Source organism: Pseudoalteromonas sp. NZS11 (assembly GCF_015864765.1).
Classification (GTDB): domain Bacteria; phylum Pseudomonadota; class Gammaproteobacteria; order Enterobacterales; family Alteromonadaceae; genus Pseudoalteromonas; species Pseudoalteromonas arctica.
In genome coordinates this window covers 525,504-542,550 of record NZ_JADYWP010000003.1, presented here as the reverse complement: position 1 = coordinate 542,550, position 17,047 = coordinate 525,504, and the positions used below count along the sequence as shown (strand labels likewise).

The window sequence follows — 17,047 nt, the reverse complement described above, 5'->3', positions numbered from 1 at the left end:
TAATTTTTATAATAAAAAGACTAAATCATTAGTTTTATTTAGAGCACTCTCTCTATATGAATTATAAATGAATGAGAGTAACCATATCGACTTACACAGACTATAAAATAGTTGTTTCAACCAATCGTCCCTTTAAAATATAAAAGGTAGCCAATGCTACCTTTTATATTTTTTCAGAATGCTAAATCTATATAATTATCTAAATAATACATCTTCTCGGTTAAACCATTTAACACAAAATGCTAGTAACGCACCTGCAATAAGTACGGTTGCTAAAAATATTAGCCCTACAAAGGTATAATCAACAGTGCCTTTAATTATGTCTTTAATGGCTAATGCAACGTTTGTTACCGGGATAAACGCGGTTTTAGCAGTCAATTCCATATTTGGCATTATTGAAATAATGATAGGGAAAAATACGACCATACTTAAAGGCTGCATATAATTTTGTGCCTCTTTAAATGTACGCGCATAAATTGAAATAGCTAACGCTAAAGAAGAGAATATGGCAGCCAGCGGAAGTAAAAGTAAAAAAATCATCAGTAAATCACTAACCGCTAGCGTACCGAAGGCCGTTTTAATGAAATCTAAGTCAGCAAATGCTAATGCAACTGCAACCCAACACCCCATACTCACAATCGTAATAGTGGTTGATGCAATAGAGGTAGTAAGTAATGTTATAAATTTACCGAGCACCAATTCTGTACGTGTAATGGGTGTTAGTAGGAGTGTTTCTAGCGTGCCGCGCTCTTTTTCGCCTGCACCTAAATCTATTGCTGGGTAAGTAGCCCCCATTAAAACCAATGGGATAAGTAAATAAGGTAAATAGGCGCCTATTTTTTCACCTAAGTTTTCACGTTTATCGGCTGTATCTACTTTAACAACTTCAATAGGGTCAAGAATAGCTTTATGCGCAGACTCTTTTATCCCAAAGCTTTTTAACTTATCAGCTTGCAGTACGTCACTGTATTCCTGAGCAAGTTCTTTAACCCGATCGAATAAATAGTTTATTGATTTAGCATCGTTAAATACAACTTGCCATTTGCTTTGCTCACCATTGTCGAGAGTTTTTACGGCATTACTTGGCAAGTAAATCCCCATATCTATGTCGCCGGCGGTAACACCTGCTTTGAGATCTTCTATTGTATTAAAGGTTTTACTGCCATTATAAAGTTCAAAGCTTTTATGGTAAAACACTTTGTCAGTAAATTCTTGTGCATATTCGCCGTTAATAATTACGTATGTATTTACTTTTTGATCGGCGTCAAGTGCAGCTTGGGTGCCAATAAAAGCAACAATAGCAAATATTATTGGGAAGATAAGTACTGGCAGCAACACAACAAACATAAGGGTTTTTTTGTCGCGAAGGAGCTCTTTTAATTCCTTTTTATATACTTCAAACATCATGTTTCTCCGTTAATATGTTCATAAACGCTTGATTAAGCTCATCACTATTACCTGCTTGTTTAAATTCATCTACTGTTCCATCAAAGCAGCTAATACCTTCGTTAATTACAGCGACTCGGTCACATAAAAGTGCAACTTCATCTAAATGATGGGTCGAAAAAATAACAGGTGTACCTTGCGCCTTTAAGCCTTTAATAAATTGAATAACGGTTTGCGTGGTCATTATATCGAGACCCGTTGTTGGCTCATCAAGCACAACAACTGCTGGGCGATGCACAACAGCACGCGCAATATTTGCTTTTTGCTTCATACCTGTTGATAGATTTTCTGCGCGTTTATCTACAAACTTATGCATATCAAGCAATGTAAATAGCTCATCACAACGCGTTGCTATATCGCTTTTGCTCATACCGTGGAGCTTTGCAAAATACTCTATGTTTTCTTTTACAGTTAAGCGGCCATACAAACCGGTAGAGCCCGATAAAAAACCGATAGACTTACGCCCCAGTAGCGGTTTTTTTACAATGTCGTTTCCGGCAATTGTTATTGAGCCTTCATCGGGCTTTAACGCGGTTGAAATCATTCTAAGTGTCGTTGTTTTACCCGCACCATTTGGGCCTAGCAATCCAAGTACTTCACCCTTTGCGCAGCTAAAACTCACATCTCGTACTGAGTGAAAATAATCTTTATCTTCACGAGGGTCGATGTCGTCTATTTTATTTTTTTTGTGATCTTTAGTTAGCTTAAATTTCTTTTTAAGCCCAGCAACTTCTATCATGTTCGTATCCTTCGTTTCGCTCTAAAATAATCTGTATTGTTGTAAAAAGAGTCGTCTTTGTTTTCGTCATGCCAGCCAGGCACACCTAATAAAGGCAGTGGTGAAAGCTGTTTGTTATCAGCTAAGCAGTTATCTGTATTAATCATCTCATAAAGGGCTTGGTCAAGGTACTGGTATTGAGTTACTAAATCTTTACAAAATATTTCATTAGGTACACAAACAAATAACGCTTTACCTGTTAAGCCTATATAAGGTTTAGTAAGCATTTCGTAATTTGCATGACCAAACATAAAAGGTTTTATTGTTTTACCCCACTCATGTTTGTGTTCAACAAATGCTGTTTTCCATTGATGATCGCGAAGCAACTCTTGCCATTTAGTATCGCTTATTGCAAGTACAACACCACATTCATCAAAGAGCGTTAGTGCATTACGATGCTTGGTACGCTTTTGCAAACCATGCTCAGCTATATCTTGTACATGCCGCTGGTTTATAAGTGCTTTGGTTTTAGGAAATAAACACCAAATAAAGCCTCCAAATAAGTCATGCCAATTCTCACTGCGTGTAGGTACAACACCCGTTTCAAAAATAACTTGTTCGTAATAACGATCGCCAAAATCTACTTTTGCATCATCTTTAAAAGTAATAGGTATATTATTCGCATTAATAGCGTTTAAAAATGGAGAAAACCACTGCGGCACCGGCCAATCTGTTAGTTCGTTAACTTTAAACAGCTCACGTAAATGCGCAAATGCACCTGTTTCTAAACTACTGATTTGCCACTGCTCGGGGGGAGTAAAACGCTTCATTTAAACCTTTAACTATTTATGCCTATAATTTACGAGAAGTTTACCGCAAAAACTGGTTCTACTTAATAGAAGTTAATATACTAATCACAACTTAAAACAAAAAAAGAGCTGACATGAAACATTATTTCTCTCTCACACTCCTTGCCACTGCTGTTTTAGCAGGTTGCGCAACAACAAGTATTACACCTACTGATGTAACAAATGGTTATAACAGTATTCAAGCTGATAAACTGGCTAAACATGTAAAAGTACTCGCATCGGACGAATTTGGTGGTCGTGCTCCTTCATCACCAGGCGAAAAGCTAACGCTTGATTATTTAACTGCGCAGTTTAAAGCTTTAGGTTTAAAACCAGGTAATGGCGACAGTTACTTACAAGAAGTGCCATTAGTTTCTTTAGAAGCTGATTCGAACATGGTGCTTAGTATTGGCGGTAAAGACTACCAATACAAAAAAGACATGGTTATGGGTAGCAGTCGGATAAGTGCTCAAGAAGGCATAGAAAACTCTGAACTTGTATTTGTGGGCTACGGCGTTAACGCACCTGAATACAATTGGAATGATTACGAAGGTTTAGACGTAAAGGGCAAAACGGTTGTAATGCTGGTTAACGATCCGGGTTTTGCAACAAAAGACCCTGCTTTATTTACTGGCGACGCAATGACCTATTATGGGCGTTGGACATACAAATACGAAGAAGCGAGTCGCCGTGGTGCCGCAGGTGCAATTATTATTCATGAAACAGCACCTGCATCTTATCCGTGGTCGGTTGTTGAAAACTCGTGGAGCGGCGAGCAGTTTGGTTTTCAAAAAGAAAACAACAATATGGACCGCGTAGCCGTTGAAGGCTGGGTTACAACTGACGTAGCAAAAGAGCTTTTTACTAAAGCAGGTTTAGATTTTGATACCGTTAAAACGAATGCTGCTAAAGGTGCTTACCATGTTGATATGGGCGATTTAACTGCTTCTGTTAGTATTAAAAACACGATTAAAAAATCGGTGTCGTATAACTTTATCGCTACGTTACCAGGAAGCGAGCAACCAGATGAGCATGTTATTTACTCGGCTCATTGGGATCACTTAGGTACAGACAAAACACGTAAAGGCGATCAAATTTATAACGGTGCTCACGACAATGCAACGGGTACCGCTGGGCTAATTGAAGTAGCTGAAGCCTTTACTAAACTACCTAAGCACCCTAGCCGTTCAATGACATTTTTAGCGGTAACTGCTGAAGAGCAAGGCTTATTAGGTTCTAAATACTATGCGGCAAACCCAGTAATTGCAGCGGATAAAACAGTCGCTAACATAAACATGGATAGCTTAAATTTATTAGGCAAAGTAAAAGACATGAATGTGGTTGGTATAGGTAAATCACAAATGGATGAGTTTTTAGAAACTGCAGCTAAAGAGCAAGGCAGAACAATATCAGGCGATCCTAAACCGTCATCTGGTGGCTATTACCGCTCTGATCACTTTGCATTCGCTAACATGGGTATTCCGGCTATGTACGCAGGTGGCGGCACCGTGGCTGCTGATGAAGAAACGGCTAATTACCGTAAACGTATGAGCTTAGTACTTCGCGGTTGTTACCATCAACCATGTGACCGTTACCGTGATGAATGGGATTTATCGGGTGCTGTTCAAGACTTACAATTATTTTATAAGGTAGGTTTTGATATTTCTGAAACAGAACAGTGGCCAACCTGGAATACAAACTCTGAATTTCAGCGTAAGTAGCCCAATTTAATCACAGCCTTTAATTCAAATTTAAACTAACTTAGATTTGGCTATCGAAAAACTCAAACAGAGTAATCGATTTAAATAGATGCAAATGATATTGATTATCATTTAATTAAAATATACAGTGTGACCTAGTTAATTTATTAGGTCGCATTGTATGATTTCACTTCCTCACATTGGTTTTATTACTCCTGCCTCAAAACGATTTTTGAGCCAAAATAAACGCTTACTGCTGCCTTTATTTATTTTAACTTGCCTTGCAATACCGCAATTACGCGAAATAACAATGACCGCACTCAGTGATGCATTTTTTCAAGTAAGTGTGTTTGTTGCTGCTACCCTTTTAATTTATTACTACGCTATAGAACACTTACCTCAATTAGAGCTTAGTTATTTAAGTGCCAAGTCCCCTATTTTAGAAATTAGCTTTGCAGCGCTTTTAGGTGCATTACCTGGCTGTGGTGGGGCTATTATTGTGGTTACTCAATTTACAAAAGGCCAAGCAAGCTTTGGTGCTATTGTTGCTGTGCTAACAGCTACAATGGGCGATGCAGCGTTTTTATTACTTGCTACCCGACCTACTGAAGGTTTGTTAATTATGGGGATAGGGTTAGTTGTGGGTACATTCAGTGGTTTACTGGTTAATACAATACACAAAAAAGATTTTTTACGCCCAACAGTGCAAGAACAAAAGCATCAAATTAAAATACTCTCAACTAACATTATTAAAATCAGTAAACCGGTTTGGATGGTAGCAATTATCCCAAGCCTTATAATTGCCTTTTTGATTGCGTTAAATGTTGATTTTTCACAGTTTGGTTCAAACACAAGCACTGTAATTACACTATTTGGTGCATTAATGGCTTTATTTATTGTTAGTATTTGGGCACTTTCGTCAAGAGGTGAAAGCTATCAAGAAGTAACGTCAGAAGACGATACATGTCACCCTCCTTCTAAAATAATAAAAGTATTACAAGATACCCATTTTGTTACGGCATGGGTTGTAGCCTCTTTTATGCTATTTGAGATTTTGGTTAACATTGCAGGGCTTGATTTAAAAACGTGGTTTGTACATTACGCCTATTTAGCCCCATTAATTGCAGTGCTTATTGGTTTTTTACCTGGCTGTGGCCCGCAAATAATTGTTACAACGCTTTATATTCAAGGCATTATTCCCTTTAGTGCTTTAGCAGGAAACGCAATTTCTAACGATGGTGATGCGTTATTCCCAGCAATAGCAATGGCGCCTAAAGCTGCAGTTATAGCTACACTTTATACGTCTATTCCCGCATTAATAGTTGGTTATGGGTTATATTTTTTTGCTGAAATTTAAAAAATGAGATTTAAAAATACAAAAAAGCTCAGCAATTGCTGAGCTTTTAACATGTTAAGTTATTCTTACTTATACAGTAGTTGGTTCTGCTGCTAATTCTTTTGGATTTGGACCAAAATCGTTCTCGCCTTCGTGCGAATCTTGCGCAAGAAAAACAATTAAAACAATCCAACCGATGATTGGTACTAACCAAAGTAACTGCCACCAGCCTGAACGGCCTGTGTCATGAAGACGACGTGCACCCGCACTTAAGCCAGGAATTAATAGCGCTAAGCTATAAATAGAGCCAATGAACATTGTACCTAGTACACCATCAATCGCATTACAAACTACTGAAAAAATGAAGTTAAATAATATAAACATCCAATATGCTTTACGACGATTACGACCTGAAAAATCTGCGTAGCTACGCAACGCGTTCATATAATGTTCCATGAAATTTCCTTAGTGTTATTTTTTATATTCCCTAACGGGGTTAACTTTATTACTTTTTAGTAACATTTGTATCTTAATTAAAAACAGCTCAAATTAAAACAAAAAACCAGCTAAAAGCTGGTTTTTATTACATATTAACAATTTAGCTATTAACTCATAGCCATCATCATTGCTGATGGATTTTCTAAGTACGATTTCCATAGGTTATTAAAACGAGCAATAGTGCCCCCATCAATAACGCGATGATCGCCAGACCAGCTCACTTGCATAATAGCTTTACTTACAACTTGCCCACTTTCGTCAAAACGCGGTAAATGCTGTAGTTTACCAAGCGCAACAATAGCCACTTCTGGTTTATTAATTATAGGGGTCGCAATAGTGCCGCCAATCGCACCAATGTTAGAGATGCTAATTGTCCCACCTTTTAAATCATCCGGTGCAACACGCCCTTCTCGCGCTGAATGAGTTAACCGGGTTAAATCATTTGCCACATCAACAATGCTCTTACTCTGGCACGATTTAATATTAGGCACTAACAAGCCAATTTTAGAATCAACCGCTATACCGATATTATGATCGTTATAATAGGTAAGCTCTGAGCATTCATCGTTCACTTTTGAATTAAGTACAGGGTACTCTTTCATTGCTAGCGACAATGCTTTTACAAAAAATGGCATCATAGTGAGCTTTACGCCTTGTGCTTTGTACTGCTCTTTTAAAGAACTACGCAAAGCTATAAGCTGCGTTAAGTCTATTTCATCACTAAACGTAAAGTGCGGAATAGTTGAAACCGACGCTACCATTTGCTTGGCCATGGCCGCTTTAATGCCTTTAATTTGCTCGACTCTTACGCCACCGCTTTGATTCTGCGTTTGGTTTTGTACTGCACTTTGAGAAGCATCGCTATCAAGCGGTGAAGTATCAATAGTATTTGGCACTTCGCCTTTTACAAACTCTTCAATATCTTGCTTGTAAATACGTCCATTTTTACCACTACCTGGTACACAGGTTAAATCAACATCTAGTTCACGTGCTTTACGACGAACCGCAGGCGATGCCACCGCTTTTTGATTGATAATTTTAGCAGCTTGCTCTGTTTTAACTGGGGCAACTTTTTCAGCGACGGCATTAGTTTGAGCCTTTACGACCGCTTGGTTTATATCAACACTTGGTTTTACTGCACTGCCTGCAATTGTCATTTGAAACAACGGGCTATGTACTTTGGCTATTTCGCCTTTTTGATAATATAACTTTTGTACAGTGCCTGTATATTTTGCCGGAATTTGTACTAATGCTTTGTCGGTCATTACGTCACAAACCGCTTGGTCTTCTTCTATTTCGTCGCCTTCAGCAACTAACCAATCAACAATCTCACACTCAACAATACCTTCTCCAATATCCGGTAATATAAAGTCCTCAACCACATCAGCTGCATCATTAGTTTTATTTTCAGCTTGTACTGGCTCTTGTACTACTTCATTGCTAATGCTTTCACCGGCTACATCCATAGCAAATAAAGGAGCGTGTACCTTAGCAATCTCTCCTTTTTGATAATATAACTTTGAAATTACGCCATCATGCACTGCCGGAATTTGTACTAATGCTTTGTCTGTCATAACATCGCAAATTGGTTGATCCTCAGATACGGTATCGCCTTCTTGTACTAGCCATTCAACTACTTCGCATTCAACAATGCCTTCACCAATATCGGGTAATATAAAATCTTTAGCCATGGTAACCCCTAAAAATCCATTGATTGTTTAATTGCAGCCAACACTTTTAGTGCATCCGGTACGTATTCTTTTTCAAGTGCCAGCGGGTATGGGGTATCTAGACCACATACACGTAAAATTGGCGACTCTAAGTGCAAGAAACACTCTTGTTGTATTGTCGCGGCTATCTCTGCACCAAAGCCATTGGTTATAGGCGCTTCATGACTCACGATTAAACGGCCGGTTTTAATAACCGATTTAGCAATCGTTTCAACATCCCATGGTAAAATACTACGAAGGTCAATAACTTCACAGCTTATACCTTGCTCACTTGCTTGCTTTGCTGCATCTTCAATAATCTCCATTTGAGCACCCCACGCTAAAAGCGTAATATCGGTACCCTCTTGTACTACTTCAGCCGTGCCTAATTCGATACTATAATCTTCTTCTGGCACTTCGCCTGTTGATGCACGATATAAACGCTTAGGCTCAAAAAATATGACCGGGTTATCGTCTTTAATTGATGCACGTAATAAACCTTTAGCTTGATAAGGGTTACGCGGTACAACTACTTTCAAACCCGGTGTGTGCGCAAAATACGCTTCGGGTGATTGTGAATGGTATAAACCACCGGCAATACCGCCACCATAAGGTGTACGAATAGTTAAGTTACCTACATTAAATTCATTACCACTGCGATAACGAAATTTAGCGGCTTCATTTACTATTTGATCAAACGCTGGGAAAATATAATCCGCAAATTGAATTTCTGCCAATGCAGGTGCACCAAATGCCGCTAAACCATTAGCAAAGCCTAAAATACCTTGCTCGGTTAAAGGCGTATTAAAAACACGATGTTTACCGTACTTCTCTTGCAAGCCCGATGTTGCTCTAAATACACCACCAAAGTAACCAACATCCTCACCAAAAATACAGGCTTGAGGGTGTTCATTCATCGTAATATCGAGAGCAGAGTTAATTGCGTGGAGCATGTTCATTTTAGCCATTACTTAATTCTCCCTGCGGTTACTGGGTAAGCATCTGGATGCTGTTTTATATGTTCTTTTAGTTGCTCGTACTGGCGTTGCAATAATGGAATTGGTGTATCGTAAACGTCAGATACCAGTTCTTCTAAAGCGGGCTTCGCAACAACTTCAGCACGTTTAAGCGCTGCTAAAATTTCTTCACGAATCGACTCTTTTGCTTTTAAATCGTCTTCTTCGTTTAACCAGTCTTGCTTGACCAGCCATTTTCTAAATTTATCAATAGGACACGTTTGATGATTCGCTTCTTCATCTTTAGAACGATAACCACTTGGATCGTCTGACGTAGAATGCGCTCCTAAACGATAAGCAATCGATTCAATAAGTACAGGCTCACCTTGTGTTGAAGCTATTTCGCGTGCTTTTTTAGTTGCCGCATACACAGCAAGTGCATCTGTGCCATCAACACGAATTGTTTTAATGCCATAACCCACACCACGCGAGGCAATACCATCGCCTTTAAATTGCTCATCAGCAGGGGTTGATATTGCATAGCCGTTATTACGTGCAAAAAATATAACCGGCGCTCTGTGAACAGCGGCCATATTTAAACCGGCATGAAAGTCACCTTCAGATGCAGCACCTTCACCAAAGTAACAAATAGTCACATTGTCAATTGTGCTGGCAAGCTCGCCTGTTTTAACGTCGATGTGCTTTATTTTTTGGCCATATGCATAACCCGTTGCCTGTGGTATTTGCGTACCCAATGGCGATGAAATCGTCATGTAGTTTAGCGCTTTAGAACCATAATGAATTGGCATTTGACGGCCTTTGCCTAAATCCAATTCATTTGAAAACATTTGGTTCATAAATTGATCAAGCGTAAAGCCACGATAATGCAGGGCTGCCTGTTCACGATATTGAGCCATGATCATATCGTCTTGATCAAGTGCAGCAGCAGAGGCTGTAACTGCGGCTTCTTCGCCTAGGCATTGCATATAAAAACTAACACGGCCTTGGCGCTGCGCGCCTTGCATACGTTCATCTAACAAACGTATAAAACGCATTGTTTCATATAACTTAATAGCGGTATGTTTTGAAATGTCAGGTGCGGTTGCACTAGGATGAATGTCGCCGTCCTCAGTTAAAATACTAAGGGTTGGAATATTAAGTGCTTGACCATCAATAAATTCAAGCTCGTGGTTAATATTCAGCGATACGTTATTTGGATTACTCATAACCTACCTTCTTTTGTTGTCGGTAAAACAGTGCCCCTTTAAATTATTATTGTGGGTGATTGTTGCTGGTTAAACTTTGCAACATCTGCACTATCTTTAATTAAAGCTGCCAACACTTTACGTTAACGTAAAGTGTTATTCAACAGATCTGGGACGAAACAAAAGCAAATACTGGTTAAATAAGTGGCAAGTTAACGATACGATCACTTTACTTAATAGTAATCATATAGTTAACTTTAAGTTAATAGTGGTCTGATGAGTTAAATTAGACGAAATTGCTATCAATATCCATTGGAATAACAGTAAGGAGTGCTCTTTGCCCTAATGCTACGCTCGCATTTGGGAAAATAATAGCCTCTCCTTCAACGTCAGCGTAAATCGCTTTATCACCGTCGGTTGCAAGTAGTTCACCTTTCGCAAAGCCAGTAAAGTTCTCAGCATTATCAGAAAAAGGAAAACTAAAATCGTTCTGTGTTCTATTAATTGTGCGATGGACAGCAAATAACTCAAAATCGTTTGCATTAAATTCAGGATATTCAACTTCATTTTGACTAATTAATGCAGTTAAGGTTTGCTTTGTTTTTTCAAAGCGAGCCATATCGTTTTGACCAAATGGTTTAACTTGACCTAGCTCTACGGTAAATGAATCAGCTCCATGTACAAATGACGAATAATAGCTAAATGTTGTTGCAGGAGATTTCATCATAAGTACGGTATTTACACCACAACTCAATAAAAATTGTAACTGAGACTTTTTCCAAGGCTTACCATGTAAAAATGGATACACAGCAAATTTTTCGTTTTTAGAGCCTCTAATTGCAGTGTGTAAGTCGTAGTGACACCGGCTACTGCCTTGCTCGCCACGCGTATAAAAATCGCTTACGTATTGCTCAAGCTTTGCAGCACGGGTACGCTCATTATTCATTGGTACACCTTCAACTGTATGGTGACCATTAAATAATCTATTTAAGTTTTCTTCTACAAAACGCAGGCCAATATTAATTGATTGTGGATTACCATAAATAAACAAAGCGCGCTGCTTAAGTATCAACTCGCCTTTTATAATTTGTTTAATAAGTGCATCACAAATTTCAATTGGCGCAGTTTCGTTACCGTGTACGGCGCTTGAATAAACTACATCTTTCGACGTTGTAACAGCAGGTTGAAACTCGATTACACCGGTATCGTGTATATTTACACGAGTCCCATTATCTAAAACAAACTCACCTGCATCTAAATGCCATTCGTTATTACAACTAAGCGTTAAAAAATCGCCAGTGTGTTTTAATTCATTTAAGTAAGATGGATTGGCTGACATATAATAAGCCCTTAAAAAATAATGTGAGAGTAGACTCTTATGAATATATTTTTATATACACAAGGTATAGAAACGAAAACGGCTGAATAAATCAGCCGTTTTAAAATTATTAGATTAAGTTAGCTTATAACTGAATCTACAAGCTTTTTAGCTTCTTTTTCAAGTAATGCTAAATGCTCTTCACCTTTAAATGATTCAAGGTATATTTTATAAATATCTTCAGTGCCTGATGGACGCGCTGCAAACCAGCCGTTCTCAGTTACCACTTTTAAACCACCAATGGCGGCATCGTTACCTGGTGCATGAGTCAATTTTTGCAAAATAGGCTCGCCAGCAAGTGTATCTGCTTTAACATCAGAAGCACTCAATGCTTTTAAACGTGCTTTTTGACCGCTTGTGGCTGGTGCATCTAGGCGTTTATAAATTGGAGAACCAAACTCTTGTTCTAATTCTTTATAAAGCACTGATGGCGTTTTACCTGTCACAGCCAAAATCTCTGCGGCTAATAGACCCATAATGAAGCCATCTTTATCTGTACACCATACAGAGCCATCAAAACGTAGGAATGCAGCACCTGCGCTTTCTTCGCCACCAAAGGCAAGCTTGCCTTTGCTTAAGCCTTCAACAAACCATTTAAAGCCTACTGGTACTTCTTTAACCTTACGGTTGTTGCGAGCAGCTACTTTGTCGATCATAGAGCTAGAAACCAATGTTTTGCCAATTTCTACGGTTTCATTCCAATCACGGTGTTTAAGTAAGTAATCGATTGCCACTGCTAAAAAGTGGTTTGGATTCATTAAGCCATCTGGCGTTACAATACCGTGACGATCGTAGTCAGGGTCATTACCAATAGACACATCAAAATCATCTTTTAGTGCAATAAGATTTGCCATTGAATAAGGTGATGAACAATCCATACGAATTTTGCCGTCTTTATCAAGTGGCATAAAAGCAAAACGTGGATCAACAACATCATTAACTACGGTTAAATCTAAATTATATTTTTTTGCAATGACTGGCCAAAAATTAATACCTGAACCACCTAATGGATCAATACCAATTTTAATACCTGCATCGCTGATTGCTTTTAGATTAACGATATTTGCTAAGTCATCAATATAAGGAGTCATTAAATCTTCGTAGCGGATAAAGCCCGAACGCGATGCTTTAGCGAATGGGAATAACTCAACTTCAACTAAATCTTCTAATAAAAGTTGATTAGCTCTGTCTTCAATCCACTTAGTTACGTCGGTATCAGCTGGTCCGCCATTAGGTGGATTGTATTTAAAGCCACCATCTTCAGGAGGGTTATGCGAAGGCGTAACAACAATCCCGTCTGCTAATTCATTTGGGTGTAGTTTATTGTGGCTCACTATAGCGTGGCTGATAACTGGCGTTGGTGTAAAATCACCGTTTTCTTGCGTTATCACTTGCACTTCGTTAGCAACTAATACTTCAATAGCCGAGTTAAATGCCGCTTCACTCAATGCGTGTGTGTCTTTGCCTAAAAATAACGGACCAAATATGTCATTTTGTTTTCTGTAATCACAAATAGCCTGAGTAATCGCTAAAATGTGTGACTCGTTAAATTTAACATCGTAAGAACAACCACGGTGCCCTGAGGTACCAAAGGCAACACAATGCTCTGGATTTTGTTCAAGATCAGGTTCATTTAAGTAATACGCAGATACTAATTTAGGTACGTTAACCAGTGCCGATTGTGGAGCAGTTTTGCCTGCGCCTGAGTGAATAGCCATTATATTTCCTTACAGGTAATCGCGAATTTTTTCAGCTTGCTCTGCACTATATCCAAGGCAAAGAGCAACTTCATGAAGCATCATTTTTTTACGCGTTGTATTAGAATTAGTCATAACCCAATATTCACTATCGGTTATGTTTTTAGGATTCATACTACTACCGCTATTTACTAAAGCTTCTTTACTAGTAGCAAAGTAAACACGGTCACGCCCTTTTATGTCTAATACCGCAGAAAAATCAGTTTTATGTGTGCGGTAAAATGCACTTAAAATAAACAAAAAGCGTCCAACAACACCTTTTTGCATTGCCAGCTCTTCTTTATTTAATACATTAAAAACATTATCGCTTTTTTGCTTCACGAGTGCATGAGCTACAGGCGTTTGTTTTTTTGAAGTCTCAGCAGCAGATGGCTCTGAGCTTTTTAATGTGGCGGTAGACGTAGTCGCAGTTTGATTATTTTGAGTTAGTTCTACGTTTGCGGTTTGAATTTTTTCGCCGCTCAGATTTAATAAACGACGTAAAATAGTGGATGCACTTTCACCAATACTTTGCGTATTGCTTGCAATATATTGATATAACTCGTCGTCTATGTCGATTTGTTTCATGTTCTTCCTGTCATTACGGGTCACATTTTTTTCTCCCGTGTGATTATACCCAAACCAATCAGAAATGCGAGTTACAACAAGCACTCCCGTAAACATATTAATATTTACCTCATTGTTGTTGATTTAACAAACAAAAGCCCAATTTAATAAATAGTCGCTGTATTTTTTGCTTTTTAGAGCAATGCTCGGCAAACTATGGCGAAATTTTCAGGAGGCGAGTATGCAGTTAAATTACAAGCAACAAGGGCAAGGTCCTAATGTTATTTTGATACATGGGCTTTTTGGATCATTAGAAAACCTAAATGTAATAGCAAAGCCATTAAGTGAACACTTTACTGTTATTAACGTTGATTTACGTAACCACGGGCTTTCTCCTCATAGTGATGAAATGAACTACCCGGCAATGGCACAAGATATTGTTGAGTTATTAGCACATTTGAACATAGATAAAGCACATTTAGTTGGGCACTCTATGGGTGGTAAAGTGGCAATGGAATTAGCGCTTACACATCCTGAACTTGTAAATAAGCTTGTTGTACTTGATATAGCACCTGTTAGTTACCCTGCTCGGCACACAAAAATATTACAGGCATTAAAAGCGGTTTCAGCACAATCAATTGACGATAGAAAACAAGCTGATGCTCTAATGCAGCCTTACATAGAAGAACTGGGAGTTCGACAGTTTCTACTTAAAAGCCTCGCTAAAAATGAGGAAGGTCATTTTGCATGGCGATTTAATTTAAATGTGCTTGACGAAAAATATTCTACAATTACATCCAATGTTAATGAAAACAATTCTTGTTTATGCGATACTCTTTTCATTAAAGGTAATGATTCTGACTATATTTTGCCCGAGCATCGTACTGCAATTAAAGCCCGCTTTAAAAATACCAAGGCTAAAATAATTCATGGCGCAGGCCATTGGCTTCATGCTCAAAAGCCACTTGCCGTAAATAAAGCGGTAAACGACTTTTTAACTGCGGTTTAAAGCAATTTTAATCGCGTGTTTTTGATTTTGCGCACTAAATATATGAATAATTATATGCTATAGTACGCGCCGTTTAATTTAAAGGTTATACGTTGATGGTCAGTCAGTTAATTAACGAATTTGATACCCTAGGGTTGTATTTTGGCTTAGCCGGTATTTTCATATTCATCGGCATGGCAATTAAAGACGTACTAAAAAGTGGCAATGTGCCTAAGTTCGGACAATACATTGTCTGGGGTGTGCTCTTTTTAGGTTGTTCAGGCTTTATTGCTAAAGGTCTTATTCAAGTATTTTGGCAAGGCGCAGGTGTAGGTTAAGCATGGCGAAGTCAGAAACAGATAGAACTACACTCGATTTATTTGAATACGAAAAACGCCCAGGCAGACCTAAAACCAATCCCCTTTCACGGGATATGCAGTTAAAGGTAAATAAACGTAATCAAATAAAAAGAGATAAAGCACGTGGCTTAAAGCGTGTTGAATTTAAAGTTTCATCGCAGTTATATCAAGCATTGAGTGATATGGCAGATGCACAAAATATTAGCCGCAGTGCGCTGATTGAAACGATTTTACAAGAAAGATTGGCTATTGATACATAAAAGGTTTTAAATCCATGGCAAGTGTAGGCATTTTTTTCGGAAGTGACACAGGTAACACAGAACACGTAGCAAAAATGATCCAAAAAGAATTGGGTAAAAAGCTAGTGGCTGTTCATGATATTGCAAAAAGCTCTAAAGAAGAGATTGCTGAATTTGATTTAATCTTATTCGGTATCCCTACTTGGTACTACGGCGAAGCACAATGTGACTGGGATGACTTTTTTCCAGAACTTGAAGAAGTAGACTTTGAAGGTAAACTTGTTGCTATTTTTGGTTGTGGAGACCAAGAAGATTACGCTGAGTACTTTTTAGATGCGATGGGCATGATCAACGATATCGTTACTGAACGTGGCGCTATTGTTGTTGGTCATTGGCCGAGCGAAAGCTATGACTTTGAAGCATCTAAAGGCATGGCTGATGATAAGCATTTTGTAGGTTTGGGTATCGACGAAGACCGTCAACCAGAGCTTACAGAACAACGTGTTAAAGCATGGTCTGCTCAAGTATATGAAGAAATGTGTTTAAGTGAATTAGCTGACTAATTTACTGCATATATCGCTAGCTGTTTAAATAATTATCAAACAGTTAGCGTTTTAAGCTTTAGTGGCAATATAAATCAATTGTTCTTTGCACTTAACGCTTAGGCACGTTATCCTGTTTGTTGCTAATGTGTCGTGTACATCTTTGCAAGATGTCTAGTATAACCAAATAAAATTGAGACAGATTTAATGACTGATCATAACTTGGAACTTAAAAAAGCCGGTTTAAAAGTAACTTTACCGCGTATTAAAATATTAGAGATTTTACAATCTCCAGATAACCAACACATCAGTGCTGAAGATGTTTACAAAATTCTTTTGGATCTAGGTGAAGAAATTGGTCTTGCAACTGTATATCGCGTACTTAACCAATTTGATGATGCGGGTATTGTAAACCGTCATCACTTTGAAGGTGGCAAATCAGTATTTGAACTTTCAGGAAGCACACACCACGATCATTTAGTATGTTTGAAGTGTGGCAAAGTTGTAGAGTTTGAAGATGAGATGATTGAACGTCGTCAACTTGAAATTTCTGAAGAAAATGGTATTACACTTACAAACCATTCTTTATATTTATACGGTGAGTGTAATGATAAAGCAGCGTGTAAAGAATTTAGCGACGCTAACAGCTAATACCGCTTTTAAAAAGCAATAAAAAACCTGCTAAGTGCAGGTTTTTTTGTGTCTAAAATACGCTTGTAATGAATATACCCAGTAAATACTGGGGATATTAAACCTGAACTCTGGTTAAGAGATTTACCAACGTATTGAATCATGGTGATATTTAAATTTATTTCTCTAGCC

General features: G+C 38.2%; 17 protein-coding genes. 7 read left to right on the top strand and 10 right to left on the bottom strand.

All coding sequences use genetic code 11. The annotated features are described in order from the left end of the window. Nucleotides 1–195: 195 nt before the first annotated feature. Genes I6E82_RS09440 through I6E82_RS09430 form a run of 3 tightly spaced genes read right to left on the bottom strand, consistent with a single transcriptional unit; the run spans nt 196 to nt 2,994 of the window. The gene (locus I6E82_RS09440) at nt 196–1,404 is read right to left on the bottom strand and encodes an ABC transporter permease (RefSeq protein ID WP_197117732.1); all 1,209 of its coding nucleotides are present in this window, start codon (nt 1,402–1,404) and stop codon (nt 196–198) included. After that, a complete protein-coding gene (locus I6E82_RS09435; RefSeq protein ID WP_165735190.1) occupies nt 1,397–2,185 on the bottom strand; it encodes an ABC transporter ATP-binding protein in 789 nt (262 codons plus the stop codon). The genes I6E82_RS09440 and I6E82_RS09435 overlap by 8 nt, the downstream gene beginning before the upstream one ends. Further along, nucleotides 2,182–2,994, bottom strand: coding sequence for a DUF3025 domain-containing protein (locus tag I6E82_RS09430; RefSeq protein WP_197117690.1), 813 nt, complete (start codon nt 2,992–2,994; stop codon nt 2,182–2,184). The genes I6E82_RS09435 and I6E82_RS09430 overlap by 4 nt, the downstream gene beginning before the upstream one ends. Nucleotides 2,995–3,107: 113 nt before the next feature. Between I6E82_RS09430 and I6E82_RS09425 the strand changes: the two genes are divergently transcribed. After that, a complete protein-coding gene (locus tag I6E82_RS09425) occupies nt 3,108–4,733 on the top strand; it encodes a M28 family metallopeptidase (protein ID WP_197117688.1) in 1,626 nt (541 codons plus the stop codon). 160 nt (nt 4,734–4,893) lie between these two features. Next, nucleotides 4,894–6,069 (top strand): putative manganese transporter, encoded by a 1,176-nt coding sequence (locus I6E82_RS09420; protein ID WP_197117686.1) that lies wholly within the window; start codon nt 4,894–4,896, stop codon nt 6,067–6,069. Nucleotides 6,070–6,138: 69 nt separating this feature from the next. Here the strand turns inward: I6E82_RS09420 and I6E82_RS09415 are convergent, their stop codons facing one another. The 7 genes from I6E82_RS09415 to seqA form a co-directional block, all read right to left on the bottom strand. Continuing rightward, nucleotides 6,139–6,504, bottom strand: a complete 366-nt coding sequence (locus tag I6E82_RS09415) for a DUF805 domain-containing protein (RefSeq protein WP_010552684.1) — start codon at nt 6,502–6,504, stop codon at nt 6,139–6,141. 149 nt (nt 6,505–6,653) lie between these two features. Then, complete coding sequence (locus I6E82_RS09410; RefSeq protein WP_197117684.1) at nt 6,654–8,237, bottom strand: dihydrolipoyllysine-residue acetyltransferase; 1,584 nt, start codon at nt 8,235–8,237, stop codon at nt 6,654–6,656. 8 nt (nt 8,238–8,245) lie between these two features. Beyond that, complete coding sequence (locus tag I6E82_RS09405) at nt 8,246–9,223, bottom strand: alpha-ketoacid dehydrogenase subunit beta (protein WP_166419620.1); 978 nt, start codon at nt 9,221–9,223, stop codon at nt 8,246–8,248. Further along, the gene (locus I6E82_RS09400) at nt 9,223–10,437 is read right to left on the bottom strand and encodes a thiamine pyrophosphate-dependent dehydrogenase E1 component subunit alpha (RefSeq protein WP_197117681.1); all 1,215 of its coding nucleotides are present in this window, start codon (nt 10,435–10,437) and stop codon (nt 9,223–9,225) included. Before I6E82_RS09400 ends, I6E82_RS09405 begins: the two co-directional genes overlap by 1 nt. Before the next feature lie 265 nt (nt 10,438–10,702). Beyond that, nucleotides 10,703–11,755 carry a succinylglutamate desuccinylase gene (astE, locus tag I6E82_RS09395; protein ID WP_197117679.1) on the bottom strand — a complete coding sequence of 351 codons (1,053 nt, stop codon included), beginning with the start codon at nt 11,753–11,755 and terminating at the stop codon, nt 10,703–10,705. Nucleotides 11,756–11,874: 119 nt separating this feature from the next. Further along, on the bottom strand, nt 11,875–13,512 hold the full coding sequence (pgm, locus tag I6E82_RS09390) for a phosphoglucomutase (alpha-D-glucose-1,6-bisphosphate-dependent) (protein WP_197117677.1): 1,638 nt from the start codon (nt 13,510–13,512) through the stop codon (nt 11,875–11,877). A 9-nt stretch (nt 13,513–13,521) separates the two neighbouring features. Beyond that, entirely contained in the window at nt 13,522–14,118 is a 597-nt protein-coding gene (gene seqA, locus I6E82_RS09385) for a replication initiation negative regulator SeqA (protein ID WP_165721944.1), read from the bottom strand. A 220-nt stretch (nt 14,119–14,338) separates the two neighbouring features. Here seqA and I6E82_RS09380 point away from each other — a divergent pair, with 220 nt between their 5' ends. From I6E82_RS09380 to fur, 5 genes are all read left to right on the top strand, one after another. Further along, nucleotides 14,339–15,106 (top strand): alpha/beta fold hydrolase, encoded by a 768-nt coding sequence (locus I6E82_RS09380; RefSeq protein WP_197117676.1) that lies wholly within the window; start codon nt 14,339–14,341, stop codon nt 15,104–15,106. Nucleotides 15,107–15,201: 95 nt separating this feature from the next. Further along, on the top strand, nt 15,202–15,423 hold the full coding sequence (locus I6E82_RS09375) for a DUF2788 domain-containing protein (RefSeq protein WP_002962930.1): 222 nt from the start codon (nt 15,202–15,204) through the stop codon (nt 15,421–15,423). A gap of 2 nt (nt 15,424–15,425) precedes the next feature. Further along, nucleotides 15,426–15,704 (top strand): LexA regulated protein, encoded by a 279-nt coding sequence (ybfE, locus tag I6E82_RS09370; RefSeq protein WP_002962928.1) that lies wholly within the window; start codon nt 15,426–15,428, stop codon nt 15,702–15,704. 14 nt (nt 15,705–15,718) lie between these two features. Continuing rightward, nucleotides 15,719–16,246 (top strand): flavodoxin FldA, encoded by a 528-nt coding sequence (gene fldA / locus I6E82_RS09365; protein ID WP_007586856.1) that lies wholly within the window; start codon nt 15,719–15,721, stop codon nt 16,244–16,246. Nucleotides 16,247–16,432: 186 nt separating this feature from the next. After that, entirely contained in the window at nt 16,433–16,876 is a 444-nt protein-coding gene (gene fur, locus I6E82_RS09360; protein ID WP_197117674.1) for a ferric iron uptake transcriptional regulator, read from the top strand. Nucleotides 16,877–17,047: the final 171 nt, after the last annotated feature.